Raw genomic sequence first — 14,053 nt, forward strand, 5'->3', positions numbered from 1 at the left:
AGAGTAATTTAAGTGAAGGGCCAACGAGTCGAGGGGAGCAGTTCAGAGCGTGCCAGGTCGCGTGCGCCACGCTCTGCGACAGGGCTTCTCCGGCTGAAATTTCGGCTTCAAAGTAGTGGTAAAGGAAGGAGGCTGTGTATGAACTTTTTCAAGACACGAAACTTCTGGGCGGCGGCAATCACTGTTTGCTTCCTCGTCCCTCTCTTGCACGCCGACAGTATAAAGTTCAAGAACGGCCAGACCGTCCAAGGCAAATACCTGGGTGGCACGGACTCTCAAGTGACCTTCTACACGAACAATCAGCTCATGCACTATGCGATTGCTGATATCGATTCTATAGTATTCGGCGGGCCTGCGGCTACTCCCTCGGCGGCAGCGCCCGCGGTCGCGCCCGCTCCTGTCATTAAGGAAGCTGCAGCACCCGCTCAAACGGCCAGCACGACATCCGGCGCGAACGTTCTGGTTCCTGCCGGGACGCACATCGTGGTGCGGATGATTGATGGTATCAATTCGGACCAGAACAAGGTCGGCGACACTTTTCAGGCAAGCCTCGAAGATCCGCTCATCGTAGACTCCACGCAAGTTGCGGCCAAAGGGACCACGGTTTATGGGAAGCTGGAGCAGGTGAAATCAGCGGGACGCATCCAGGGGCAATCTGAGCTTCGCCTGGTGCTTACTGGCATCATGTTGAATGGCTCAACCCACAACATCGTGACAGGTGATTATGAGGTTCAAGGAAGCTCTCGCGGCCACCAGACGGCCAAGCGGGCCGGGATTGGCGCGCTGGCCGGCGGGGTGATCGGGGCCATTGCTGGCGGCGGCAAAGGAGCCGCCATCGGCGCGGGTGTCGGCGCAGGCGCCGGCACAGCCGTTTCCGTAATGACGCACGGCCAGCAGGTCCACGTCCCGAGTGAAACTGTCCTGGACTTTACCTTGGAGCAGCCTGTGCAGCTCCCGATTTCGAATGGCTAGTCTCGCCCATCTGCCGTTGCGCCGGCCTGCGCAAGAGAGCCGATAGATTCTGAATCCGATGTCCTGAAAAGAGGCCCAGGTACGCCCATTCTCTCTCCAGCCTAACTGTCTCTGTTGGTTCTGCAATGAAGCCCGCTCTGCGCCCGATCGGCCCTTTAGGGTACTCATGGTGTTGACGCCTGTGAAATCCAGAAGCTACAATGAACGGTTTGACCCGCTGAAGGAATTTATATTAGAGGACCATGGATAAGCGGAAAGTCGAACACTATCGGAAGCAGTTGCTGGCCAAGCAGGAAGAAATTCGCCGAATGGTTGTCAGGTCAGACCATGACGGCCGCGAGGCAGACATCGAGATCACACAGGACCTTGCCGACCGCGCGGCGAATTCGTACACCAAAGAATTTCTTTTCCATCAAAGCAACGATAACCGGCGGATATTGCAGCTTATCCAGGAAGCCCTCCGGCGGGCCGATGATGGCTCGTACGGGTTTTGCGTGGAATGCCAGAAGGACGTCCAGATCAAGCGCCTGGATGCTGTTCCATGGGCCCGCCACTGCATTGAATGTCAGGAAAAGCAGGAGAAGGGCCTGCTGTAACGGCCTGCAGTCCACGGCGAGCGAGGATCGCTTTCATTTCGTGTTTGCCTTCCATTCCGCATCGGCGTCGCATTGTTCAAGAACTGATCGACGGTCTCTTCGCAGTTGTTTTCCCCACAACGTGCTCCATCTGCAGCGGTGAAGTTGCTGATGCCGGCGGCCTGGGTGTGTGCCGCAAGTGCTGGTCCGGGGTAGAGCCTTGGGAAGGAATCTCGTGTGAGCGGTGCGGGCTTCCCATCGCGTCCGAGCGGGCCGCCGACGCTGCCCAGGTGCTTTGCGGCGCCTGCGTCGCCAACGGTCCTCCTTTCGATCTTGCCCGCGCTTTTGGAGTTTATCGCGGAAACCTCCGGTTGCTGATCCTCCAGTTGAAGTTCCGGCGCCGGGAGAGTCTGGGCAGAAGGTTGGGCGCGCTGCTTGCAGATGCCTGCGTAAAGATTCCTGGCGCAATCAACGGCGAATCTCGGCTCATCGTTCCGGTTCCGCTCTTCCATTCCCGCGAGCGTGAGCGTGGATACAACCAGGCCCGTCTGCTGGCAGAGGGATTAAAGCACAGTCTCCATCGAACACCGGCAGGAAAGAGGCTGGCAGTCGCCACCGGGATGCTGGTTCGCACTCGCGCGACGCTCCCCCAGGCCGGCCTGGGATTCCAGGCCCGCAGCGAAAACGTTCGCAACGCCTTTGCGGTGGCGAAGCCGGAGCTGATAACAGGCCGTCAGGTAATTCTGGTGGACGACGTGATGACCACAGGCGCCACGCTGTCGGCCTGCGCGTCCGTGCTAAAGAAGCAGGGCGCTGCAAAAGTCTATGCCGTGGCGATGGCGCGTGCGACGCCACAATTCCCGGACACGACAGGCTTACCCCAGCCGGGAGGTGTTGACGAAGCTGGCCGTGACTGGACATAATGATCTTCTTGCTGAGAGGGGTTGTAACCCCTTGAGAGGTTATGGGTATGGCGGCCGCCAGTGAAAGCCTGTTGCAGGCGCCTGTTCTCGTGCTGAACGCGACCTATGAGCCCATCAACGTGACTGCGGCCAGGCGCGCCATTGTGCTTGTCCTCAAAGGCAACGCGATTACCGAGGAAGAGAACGGCGGCTATCTGCACTCGGCGCGGGTTGAGTTCCGGATACCTTCCGTTATCCGGCTCACCGAGTTCCGGCGTATTCCCCATCAGTCGCGTCCGCTTTCGCGCAAGAACATTCTGATTCGTGACCGCTACACGTGCCAGTTCTGCTGCAAAATTTTGCCGGCTGCCGAATTGACCCTCGATCACATCATCCCGCGATCCAGGGGCGGCCACTCCGACTGGGACAATCTTGTGGCCTGCTGCCACACCTGTAACAGCCGGAAGGGTGATCGGTTGCCTGAAGAGGCGGGGCTCACATTGCGACGCCAGCCGCGGCCCTTCACGCTGCACACCAGCCGCCACATCATGCGGATGCTCGGCCGCGCAGACCAGCGCTGGCGGAAGTATCTCTTTTACTGACGCGCCAGCCACAGGCGCTTCGGAATCTCATTTCCTCTGTCGTCCCCTGGTGGTATCCGCTCACCTCGACCGCGGACGTTGAAGTGCGGTCCGGGCTTTCTTATTTCATTGTACTGTCGGGCACCGAAGGAAAAAATCGGACGGATGAATCCGGATGGAGGGAGCGGGGACCTGTCTACGTTTCGCTGGAGGCAGCATTCGTCAGGTAATCCAGCAGCCGAACCATGGCAAGTGTATCCAGGCTGCAGTATTCCAGCAGAGCGTTGCGAAGCCTTGCCTTTTCCTGCTGGCTCACCTGGCCGCGGACCATTTTCTCCCAAGTCAGCCCGGCCTCCTCGCCGTCCGCCACTTGCATTCCGGCATACGTCATATCAGGAATCAGCGCCGGTAAAACGTGCTTGAGGGAAAACGAACCCCTGAAACGTGGATGATAGACATGCTTTCGGACGGCATCCAGCAGGTCCCAGAGCCTTGCCTGGACCTGGCCAATCCGGCCGGCGTATTCAGGAACCCAACGGGCGAGGTCCTCCAGGCGCTGGGATTCGAAGGTACGGTTATAGACGACGATGTGGCCGTCCCGTCCAATGATTCCCAGCAGTGAATCGAGGAATAGCAATCTGGGATCGCTCTCGTCCTCGGCAAGGAATTCGTGATGCTCCGGCGGGCCGTCAGCCGTTTCTCTGGTGTGAACAGACCACTGGAAGGGAATCGGGTCGTAAGGCCGCATGCCGGCGAATCGCGGCAGGGCCGGATTCACCGTTTCGAAATCCATAAAGTGGAGTGGATACTCTAATTGGCCAATCGCTTCTTTCAAGCCTTCGGCGAACCATGGCGCGCCGGTCTGGACACAATGGCAGGCGCGGCGTTGCCGCGCGCTGAGGGGGAAATCTGCAGGAATCTCATGGACGGAAGTGATGCCCCTGGCGGCCAGTTGATTGAGCCGCGTTGCTGAGATGGCGGGCAGCAATTGGACGTGGTCATCCGGTAACTCGGGATTGCAGTGGTCGTAAAATTCGCACCGAATGGGATCTTCACAGTGACGGCCCGGCGCAATTTCCGGAGGATCGGGCCGGGAAAGGACCGCGCGCTGCTGCCTGATCAGTTCCGGCAGTTTCGCTCGCAACTTCTCCACTTCCGGCCCCATGTTCCGAATCGTGAAGAGCCTTTCGAGGTCATACTTCTGCCCGTCATAGACATATTCCCGATTCACGTGCATGAGGCAGGGACTAATCTCCAGGCGGGAAGCGTTCAGGACGTATTGCTGGATGCTGACGTCGTAAGGGTGGTGTTTCTTAATCTCGGTCGAGGCTTTCACTTCCACCAGGCGCCATCCGCCTTGCGGCCCTCGTGCCAGAATATCCGTCCGGACAACAATATCGTCCTGCCTGAAGGTTCCCTCAAAGATGGTTTTGACGTCCCGGTCGGCGATGAGTTGCGCAGTCCGCGTGACAGCTTCGGGAAGATTTAGTTTGTCTGCCTCGACCAGTACGCCACCGGGGAATGCCTCTCTCGCCAATTCGCCGACCTGCTGCCCCTGTTGGAGGGTGGCCAACGCAGACTCCTCCGGCTGGGCAGCGAGCTCAGGACGATGCACCTGAAAATACAGGCGCTTCAGGCACTGGACGCCGGCCATGAATCTGGATTTCGAGAGCCTGACGGCGGAGTGATCGTTGGACGGCATGACTACTGAGGATTACAAAATATGGTGACAAGATCGTTTGAAGCGCCGCCGTCCCGGCGGCAATTTTCAGGGCTGGTCCCGCTTGGCGAGACCGGCGCTACGGAATTCCTTAAGAGACGCGCCACTCTGTCAGGCTGATTCGCATATCGCGTTACCGAAGCTCTTTTCTAAATAGACGCCGCGCACCGGCTCCCCGCCTCCGGCCATGCTAGAAGTAGAACTTGGCCGCCAACTGGATAATTCGCGGATCGCGCGCCGAAAGCACACGGCCGAAATTCACCGACGAGACGTTGCCGCTGGGGTTATTGAACTGGGTGTGATTGAAGATATTGAAAAATTCAAATCGCAGTTCCACTTTGGTGGATTCGGTAATCTTCGTGTCTTTGTATATTCCAAGGTCAGTATTATTGATGCCAGGACCGTGGAAGAAGTTGCGCCCCGCGTTACCGAGGATTCCCGGCGTTTCGGGTGCGAAACTATTGGGGTCAAAGTAATAGTGGTCTTGAGAGCCCAGGCCGAGAGCATTGTCGGTGTACGAACTGGACCGTGGATCGACCTTAGTTACAGAACCGAGCACGTTCGGGCGGTCAGGGCAGCCATAGAAGCTGACTGAAGAGTAGCAGATGAACGATCCGTTGCTTGAGTCTGAAAGCCCGACCGGAAACCCTGCCTGGAACGTCGTGGCGCCAGCAAACCTCCAGCCGTCGGTGATTGCGCTTGGAATTTTGTTGAAGGATCCAAATCGCCGGATGCTTGGCACTTCATAGCCGTAGCTGACGACAAATCGCTGTCTCGCGTCATAGGAAGAATCGCCGTAGTTTGAATGTAAATTGAAAGGATTGGGTTCTCCAAATCCTCCAACATTCTCGAAGCTAGAACTCGTATCAAGCGAGTGCGACCAGGCGTAAGTGGCCAGGAAAGTGAGGCCGTGGGTGGCGCGCTTGTTCAAGGTAATTTGGAGCGAATTGTAGTTTGAGTTTGAGTCCGTTGCCTGCTGCCCGACTGATCCGAAAACGGTGGGATCGTACCTGAAGGGAACACCGAACGGATAATAAGAGCCAAGTTGGAAGGCGTTGCATCCGGGGATCGCTGCGCAGGCAGGATTGACGCCCGGGGCTTGGCCGGCGGGATTCAGTTCGTACGCCGTCTCAAGATGTCGCCCTTGATGGCCGACATAGGCCGCCGTCAGGATCGTCTGGCTTGGCAGTTCGCGTTCAATATTGAAATTATAGTTGTACGCAGCCTGCGTCCGGAGGTTGGGATCCATCACATTCAGCCGCATTGGCTCATAGGGGAGGAAATCAACGGTTGTACTTCCGGGCTTTGGGGGTGCGAAGGGGAACGCATTCGGAATCACAATGCTTCCATCGGCGCTTGCGTAAGGATTGCCGAAGTTCGGTACCGCGGTCAGGGAGACGCCATAGTCAGTCAGCGAGAACGGAGGAGCCTGCAGATTCTCTAGTGTGAGCTCCTCTTCAGACTGATTGTAATAAATTCCGAATCCTGCGCGAATGCTCGTTTTTCGTGACTTGCCGGGGCTCCACGCAAAGCCAATCCGTGGTCCGAAGTCATGGTAGTGGGTATGATAAGTGGATGTTGTAATTCCGCTATCGCCGGGAAACAACAAACCTTCCGGGGCCGTAGGGAAGACTGTCGATTGCTGGCCTGGACGGAAAGCGTTGACAGCCACGCCGTCATTGTAAATGTCCTTAATCGGCGTATTGATCTGCCAACCCAATCCATAGGTGACGGTTAGATCGGGCCGGACTCTCCATTCGTCCTGGGCATATGAATAGTACGCCTGGACCCGTGCGTCGATGAACCCCCCGCTGGTTTGCTCATAGAAGTCTGACGCTCCCAGCAGAAAATCCGCTGATGGATTCCCTGTTGTGAATGGGAAGCCTGCCGGGGCGGAAAAGTCATAGTAGCCGTTGTTGATGAACCCAAATGGGTTTTCTACTGCCGAGCGCCGCATATCAAAGCCGAACTTCAGGGTGTGGTTTCCTTTAATCCAAGAGAAGTTGTCCGTCACCTGGAAGGTCTGATCGATGCGCGGTTGTGGACCATCGACGCTGAACCCAAAAGCACATTGCGCCGTGTCTGACTTGAGACCAGTAATGTCGATGCAAGGCACGCCAGCTCCCGAGGTGAGTTGCGGACTGATTCCGGTGAAGCCCACCGAGGAGGGCTGAGTCGGGGTGATGGGGAAGGCGCTTGGGTAATTCAGCCGGTTGTATCCAACTCGGGCTTCATTCAGCATATTGCCGCTGAAGACGTGGGCCCAATTGAGGTTCATATTGTTAATCTTGGAGTTATCCGATTCCCCGAAGCCGGGCAGGCTTCCGCCCTCGAAGGACTCGTCAGACAGGGAAGTTTCTGGCTCGATGAGCCAATAGCCAAAAATCGAGTCGTTGGCGCCAAAATCCTGGTCGATTCGAGTGATGTATTGGTTAATATTGTTGACAGAGATGGGATTCCAGGAGAACTCCGTGGGGCCGAAGTTCGGGAGGGGCATGTACTTGTTGACCAAACCCATTGCCACGGGGTCTATATCCGCGGTTGGGATGTGCCCGGTCGGAAACAGCGTCGAATAAGGTGTCCCCGCCGGGTAGGTGTTACCGTCTTCACCGGCCAGCGGGGCGGCCGAGAACCCCGACGATGTCGCCAGGTCCGGGAACACGCCGTTGCGCTGGCCCTGTGTTAGTACGGTTGTGGTACCGCCTGCGAAGCCACGGCCCGGCGCCACAGGTTCGCGGTTCTTGGTTCCTTGGTAAGAGAAGAAAAAGAAGGTATGGTCCTTCCACAGAGGCCCGCCGAGGGTACCGCCGTACTGATTCTGGTGGAACAGAGCGTGTTCCGGCAGGAAGAAATTGCGAGCGTTCAGGAAGGGGTCGCGGTAGAACTCGAAGGCGTCACCGTGGAATGCATTCGATCCTGACTTGGTGACCGCGTTCATGATGGCCCCACCGTTCCGGCCATATTCCGGATTAATCGTGCTGGTGATCATGCGAACTTCGGCGATTGCGTCGGGACTCGGAATCACCAACGGTGTGTTCAGTGGTAAATCGTTTGCATCGTTCCCGTTGATCAAAAAATCGTTGGACTGCGAACGGGAGCCATTCGTAGGAAAATTGAAATCAAAATCAATGGCTGCCACAACCCCTGGAAGCGTCTGCTGCAGGCTAATCCAGTTGCGTCCGTTCAGAGGAATATCCACAATCGCATTACCCGTAATGGTAGCTCCAAGCTGCATGCTTGTCGTCTGAACCTGGGCCGGTTCCGCTTTTACGGTGATCTCTTGGGTCACTGCTCCAATTTCCATCTGTATCCGGAGCACGTAAATCTGGTTCAAAGACAACTCGACCTGCTCCGCGGTAAACTTCTTAAACCCGCTCCTCTCGGCCGTGACCGTATACACTCCGGGAGCAGGAAGGCTCAAAAAGGCAAAGGAGCCGTCAGACGAACTACTCACCTTCTTACTGACCCCCGTGGCGACGTTTGTGGCGGTGATCGCCACGCCCTTAACCACGGCTCCAGATGGATCTGTGACCGTGCCCTGGATCCTGGCGTTTACATCGGCGAATGCCGCTTGCGGGGACAGAGTCAGCAAAACCGCGAATGAAGATAAGACTGCCAAGATTATTCCCCGGCGCAAAGCACTTCTAAGCGCATGGAAAGTAACGGATGTTTCCATCTTGCCATGCCTCCTTCTCTCCTGAATTTGTTGAGCTGAGAATTTCGCCTGCCCAGGCGGTTGCAAAGGCGGCTCTCTGGATGATGAAGCGAGGTTCAGATGTATCCGCCACGAAGGGACCGAATTCGATACCGAGTGAGCTGAAAATTAATGGCACTTCACAATCGAGATTCCTGACCGGAACGGTTTCTTCGGGCCAGCGAATCGCCCGCACCAATGGCTTCATGCGCGGGTGGCCTGCCTGGTACACTTTCAGGGACCGAAAGTGCGAAACCGGGGTCATGAGAGTCTTCCTCGTTGCCAAGCATGCTAACGGGTGGTGGAAGGTCTGGTATGGATTCGACGGAGAGGGTGATCCTGCGTGCGAGTTTCCAGACAACTTCCCACGACGATTCGATAGTAATCTATCGGCACCGGCCGGAATCTGCTGTAATCCTGATCACCACACACGGTAATAAAATTCAAAGTCCCTATCGGCAACGGTAACACAGCGGACAACCTCGACACAAGATTGTATCAGGTGAAAGCCTGGTTAACAAGAAAGTAATGATTATGAGAGGGATAAGAGGAAATTCATTATGCCGAATCAGTACCCTCGGACTCACTCCAACAGCAGTCCGTGGAGGGTTGGTGTGCCGAAACGGATCCAGCCAGGAAACAACTTGAATAGCCGCAGTCGGAACTCCAAATAAGGTGTGCGTTCCGGTATACTACTGCAAAGATCCGGACTGGATTATGGGCTAGCTCCGGCGGGCATCAATCTTCCGGGCAATCTTGCGCGTCAACTGGGAGACCGCCGCACGTTCCACCAGGCGTGGCTCGATCCAGCGGGACCGCTCTTCAGGCGCGTTTCCTGGAAGAAAGCCTTTGTAGACAAAGACTTGGATGGATCGATAGGTAATGTGGTGCCGAAGCTCGTATGAGGGTCCTCTTAATGAAGGGGTGGCGCCCAGCAAGCTGTTCAATTTTTCCCTAAGGAGCCTCAGAGCTTCGAGGCTGGATTTTCCTAGGGCGGAAGGGAAATTCCACAGGTCGTCCAGCAGGCCGTCATCGAGACCGCGGACCAGCATAACCCGTCGATTTTTATGAAGAATAGCAACCGCCATGTGCCACTCTTCAGCTTTTCGGCGGAGCTTGGCATCAGGAAAAGTTTCTGGTCTGCGAACCTTGAACCCCCTGCACCACCGCTGCACCGGGCATATGGAACACCGCGGCGACCGTGGCAGGCAGATGGTTTGCCCTAACTCCATCATAGCTTGGTTGAAATTGCCGGGACTCCGCCGGGACAAGAGCAGGACGAGCCCCTTCTCGACTTTCCGGCGAAATTCTGGTTGAGGCAGGCTGCCGCGGAGCGCCAGCACTCTCGCCATTACCCGTGCCACATTCCCGTCGAGCACCGCAAAGGGCTGGTTGTAGGCGATGCTCAGCACTGCCCGCGCCGTGTAATCGCCCACTCCGGGAAGGGTCCGTGCTTGCGCCATTTCCGCAGGAAATTGCCCTTGATGCTTTTCCATCAGCTCTTGTGCCGCCCGGTGCAGATTGCGGGCGCGACGATAATAGCCCAGGCCTGACCAGAGTTCCAGGACCCGTTCCAGCGGTGCTCTTGCCAGATGCTCAACGCTGGGGAATTCGCGAAGAAATCGTTGGTAAAAAGGAATGACGGTTTCGATCTGCGTCTGCTGGAGCATCACCTCTGACAGCCAAACCATGTAGGGAGACCTGGACGTGCGCCACGGAAGGGCTCGGGACTGGCGCCGGTACCAGCGCAGCAGAGAACGTCGAGCGGCAGCGGCGTGGGCGGAGGAAAGCGGTTCCATGGCAGGCGGCTATTTCAGGCGGTGTTTTGAGTGCCGGTCGCGCACTGATGACCGTACAATCTCGACTGCAGTGCCGGGCGCGTAATACCCCGGCGGGGCCTGTATTCCCATCAATCCGTGCCGGACCACCTGGACGCGCACGTTATGGAAGCGGCCGTCTTGCTTCGAGTCAGTTGGATTGTACCCCAGCACGTAATAAGCGGGGGGCAGGGGAATGGCCGCTCCGAATGCGGATTCCAGGTCGTCCTTGTTGCCGATAAATTTGCCGCCGGTCATGGTGGAGAGGTCCAGAAGAACGTCGGCGGCCATCGACGCTCGGTCCGCCATCATCTGGTTTTTTGCGGCCACAATGGATTCCCGCTCTTCGTCCAGCCTGCGATTTTGTGTCGGGGCGGGCGTTGGAAGCTGCCTGATCAGGCCGGTGACGTCCACGGTGCTGATGATGATGTGCAGGCGTGTTGCCCGCCGCGCCAGCAGGTCCACCTCCCTCGCCTCGGAGCCGGCCAGAAACCCGGGAGACGCCACAATGATGCTGCGCGGGTCCGGCAGCGCGGAAACCCGAGCGATCAGGCCATTCAACCCGTCCAGGGTCTTCCGGGACTGGATTTCGCTTTCAGCAATCACCTGCCTGGCGCGGGCGTTGATGCTTGCGGTCATCTTCTTGAGCGTTGCAATGGGCAGGCTGCTGGTGGGTGGGTCCTCCTGGCCGCTGCGCGTGCTGCAGGCGTTCATATCCTCGAGGGCGATTCTTAGCGCCAGGGGGTCGCGACCGTAGAGCAGCATCAGCGATTGAAAATCTGTAAGCGGCGGGCAGGTTTTAGCCTGGCTTCCCGAGGCGAGGTGAGGCTTGATGGCCAGCAAGGTCCGGTGCAGTTTTTCCCGATCGTCAGTGAAGTCAAGGGTTATCTCGCCTGACGCCGTGAACACGCCGACCTTGTTGCGCGGTCCCAGTGTTGACTTGAAGAAGGAATAGGCGCTGTCCGTGACGCGGATGGTGTCCGTAAAATCATAATGAAGATCATCGAAATAGAGCGCCGTGTAGCGGACGGTTCCGGGCTCCTTCAGGTTTTGGACGGGCTCGGGAATGATGTTTCCGGCAAAGTCGCTGATCTGCTGCAGGCGGTTGTTGTCCCACAGGCGGAAGTCGCGCTGACGCAGATTGCCGACCGCCTCTCCCCGCACGTCGCGGACCACCACACAAATTTGCACAGCAGGCGGGATCGGCGTGTGGACCACGGCGCGGGGTGGTTGGTTCGTGGCTGGTTGATGGCGTTTGCTGCGCCTTTGGCCGCGCGCCGGAAGGCTGAAAAGCAGACCTGCGAGCGCGCAACACAGAATCAGGGTCCATTTGGACCATTGTCGGGCGGAACCGGTTCCCCAATCTGTCATGGAGCGGCCTTCGAAGGAGGGTGTTCCCGCCGGAACGAATACACAGAAAAACCCGCTCTGCGCGCTTGTGTCGGCCTCCCGTTCAACACAACAAGACCAGTATTATTTCCTGAGGCTGGAATTGTCAACAGAGCATTCGCGCGCGTTGCGTCCTTGATTTGCCGGGCGCAATCTGTAATTCTTGGGAATCGTAGCGGTGTCCCGCCGGGGCGGGACCGCCACCAGACCCACGTTTATAAATCGGAATGGCGGCATAAAGCCGCCTCTACAACCTTTAAGCACAAGGAATGCCGTGGCGTACAACGACCTTCGAGAATTTATCACCAGGCTGGAACGGGAAAAGGAACTGAAACGGATCGGCGTTGAGGTTGATGTAGACCTCGAAATCACCGAGATCACCGACCGCGTCTCCAAGGCTGCGGGCCCGGCCCTGCTTTTTGAAAAGCCCCGCTCGGCAAAAGACGGCCGGAATTATTCCATTCCTCTTCTGATCAACGCGCTTGGCACAAAGAAGCGTGTGGAGCTGGCGCTGGAAGTAGCTTCACTCGACGATGTGGCAAAGCGCATCGGGGACCTTCTGGCCATGAAGCCGCCCGAGGGCCTGCTGGACAAAGTGAGAATGTTGCCCAAGGTCGCCGAACTCGGCTCATTCTTCCCGAAGACGGTAAAGGGCGGCCCGGTCAAAGAGGTCATCCAGCGCGAAGCCGCATCCCTTCGGGACCTGCCAGTCATGCAATGCTGGCCGCAGGATGGCGGTCGGTTCATCACCTGGCCGATGGTGGTTACGCGCAGCCCAAAGAGCGGCCGGCGCAACGTGGGCTGCTACCGCATGCAGGTTTTTGATGAGCGGACCACCGGCATGCACTGGCAGGTCCACAAGGGCGGCGCGGAACATTTCCGGTGGCTTGACCGCCAGGGCAAAGGCCGGCGGATGGATGTGGCCGTGGCCATGGGCGCCGATCCGGTCACCATGCTGGCGGGCATCATGCCGCTGCCGGAGGACCTGGACGAATTCCTGTTTGCGGGCTTCCTTCGCCAGAAGCCCGTGGAGCTGGTGCGCTGCGAAACGGTGGACCTGGAAGTTCCTGCCAATGCGGAAATCGTTTTGGAGGGCTACGTCGATCTCGACGACATCCGCGTGGAAGGGCCGTTTGGCGATCATACCGGGTATTATTCGCTCCAGGATAATTTCCCGGCGTTTCATCTCACCTGCATCACGCGGCGGAAGAATCCCATCTATGTTTCCACCATCGTCGGCCCTCCGCCCATGGAGGATTACTGGATGGGCCATGCGGTCGAGCGCATCTTCCTGCCACTGATGCGCCAGCAGATGCCGGAAGTGGTGGATATGCACATGCCGCCCGAAGGCGTGTTCCACAACCTGATCATCGTCTCGATTCGCAAGAGCTATCCCGGGCACGCGCGCAAGGTGATGAACGCCATCTGGGGATTGCCGGGCGCCATGTTCTCAAAGTGCATCGTTGTGGTGGACCATGACGTTGACGTTCATAACCTCGGCGAGGTGGCCTGGAAGGCCTTGAATCATATCGACCCGGAACGCGACATCCAGTTTGTGCTCGGGCCTGTGGACCAGCTCGAGCATGCTTCGCGGCTGCCGAATTTTGGCTCAAAGATGGGCATCGACGCCACCACGAAGTGGCCCACCGAAGGATTCACTCGCCCCTGGCCCGATGAAATCATCATGGATGATGAGACCAAAAGAAAAGTGGATGGCCTCTGGAAAACCCTGGGTTTGGATTTACCTCAGCGCACGTAGGATGTAGGGAATCGCTTCGCACTCCAGTCCCGCGCTTTGCAATGCACCGAACGGCCTTTTTGTAATTTTTACCCACCGTTCCAGAATTAGACACATTTTTCATAAAGACAAATTTTCGGCCTGATATATTTTAAATAAGTGTGTATTATATATAACTTACAAAATATCATATTGGGTAGGTTGAAAATCCCAAACGTCCCATTGGAGGGCTTCCAGAGGCAGTTGATAGCCTACTATACACAGCCTAGCTAAAAACCCTGCAGACGCCCTTCGACCCCTGGGCAGGGCAAGCCCCGCCCCTACGGCCCTCCCCGCGCGCCGCGCGTGTCCGGTTGTAGGGGGGTACTGCTTGCCGTCCCCACGATAACCCATCCCGCGTGATGGTAATGTGACTGAAGCGCCCACGCCCGTGTGCTTGCCTTCGATTCAAGCGCGCGCTCAGGTGGCGAGTTAAGCTGAACGTGGGTGAAAATATTCGGTCAGAAAGCGGCAGGAGTCTAACATGCGAGGGCGGCTTGTCGCCCATGCGTACTGTTGGTCAAAAAGTGAAGATCGTTTCGTTTTTGTGGCACGGCTATCCTGGCCGTGTTTTTCGGGCTGGCGCAGGCGGTGGCCGGTTCGTGTCTGCGAGCGGAGTGGCGCAG

At 57.4% G+C, this 14,053-nt stretch carries 10 protein-coding genes; 5 read left to right on the plus strand and 5 right to left on the minus strand.

Going from position 1 to position 14,053, the window contains the following annotated elements; all coding sequences use genetic code 11:
• Nucleotides 1-138 precede the first annotated feature (138 nt).
• From VFQ24_18475 to VFQ24_18490, 4 genes are all read left to right on the plus strand, one after another.
• A complete protein-coding gene (locus tag VFQ24_18475; GenBank protein HET9180347.1) occupies nucleotides 139-972 on the plus strand; it encodes a YMGG-like glycine zipper-containing protein in 834 nt (277 codons plus the stop codon).
• 242 nt (nucleotides 973-1,214) lie between these two features.
• Entirely contained in the window at nucleotides 1,215-1,568 is a 354-nt protein-coding gene (locus tag VFQ24_18480) for a TraR/DksA family transcriptional regulator (protein HET9180348.1), read from the plus strand.
• Nucleotides 1,569-1,612: 44 nt separating this feature from the next.
• On the plus strand, nucleotides 1,613-2,470 hold the full coding sequence (locus tag VFQ24_18485) for a ComF family protein (protein ID HET9180349.1): 858 nt from the start codon (nucleotides 1,613-1,615) through the stop codon (nucleotides 2,468-2,470).
• 47 nt (nucleotides 2,471-2,517) lie between these two features.
• On the plus strand, nucleotides 2,518-3,051 hold the full coding sequence (locus tag VFQ24_18490; GenBank protein HET9180350.1) for an HNH endonuclease: 534 nt from the start codon (nucleotides 2,518-2,520) through the stop codon (nucleotides 3,049-3,051).
• Between the two features lie 175 nt (nucleotides 3,052-3,226).
• Here the strand turns inward: VFQ24_18490 and VFQ24_18495 are convergent, their stop codons facing one another.
• From VFQ24_18495 to VFQ24_18515, 5 genes are all read right to left on the minus strand, one after another.
• Nucleotides 3,227-4,732, minus strand: coding sequence for a DUF2779 domain-containing protein (locus VFQ24_18495; protein HET9180351.1), 1,506 nt, complete (start codon nucleotides 4,730-4,732; stop codon nucleotides 3,227-3,229).
• Nucleotides 4,733-4,940: 208 nt separating this feature from the next.
• Nucleotides 4,941-8,369, minus strand: coding sequence for a carboxypeptidase-like regulatory domain-containing protein (locus VFQ24_18500; protein ID HET9180352.1), 3,429 nt, complete (start codon nucleotides 8,367-8,369; stop codon nucleotides 4,941-4,943).
• A 25-nt stretch (nucleotides 8,370-8,394) separates the two neighbouring features.
• Nucleotides 8,395-8,652 carry a hypothetical protein gene (locus VFQ24_18505; protein HET9180353.1) on the minus strand — a complete coding sequence of 86 codons (258 nt, stop codon included), beginning with the start codon at nucleotides 8,650-8,652 and terminating at the stop codon, nucleotides 8,395-8,397.
• Between the two features lie 514 nt (nucleotides 8,653-9,166).
• On the minus strand, nucleotides 9,167-10,243 hold the full coding sequence (gene mutY, locus VFQ24_18510; protein ID HET9180354.1) for an A/G-specific adenine glycosylase: 1,077 nt from the start codon (nucleotides 10,241-10,243) through the stop codon (nucleotides 9,167-9,169).
• Between the two features lie 9 nt (nucleotides 10,244-10,252).
• Nucleotides 10,253-11,632 carry a VWA domain-containing protein gene (locus tag VFQ24_18515; GenBank protein ID HET9180355.1) on the minus strand — a complete coding sequence of 460 codons (1,380 nt, stop codon included), beginning with the start codon at nucleotides 11,630-11,632 and terminating at the stop codon, nucleotides 10,253-10,255.
• Between the two features lie 292 nt (nucleotides 11,633-11,924).
• Between VFQ24_18515 and VFQ24_18520 the strand changes: the two genes are divergently transcribed.
• Entirely contained in the window at nucleotides 11,925-13,409 is a 1,485-nt protein-coding gene (locus VFQ24_18520; protein HET9180356.1) for a menaquinone biosynthesis decarboxylase, read from the plus strand.
• The last annotated feature ends 644 nt before the right edge of the window (nucleotides 13,410-14,053 follow it).

Source organism: Terriglobia bacterium (assembly GCA_035712365.1).
GTDB lineage: Bacteria > Acidobacteriota > Terriglobia > UBA7540 > UBA7540 > SCRD01.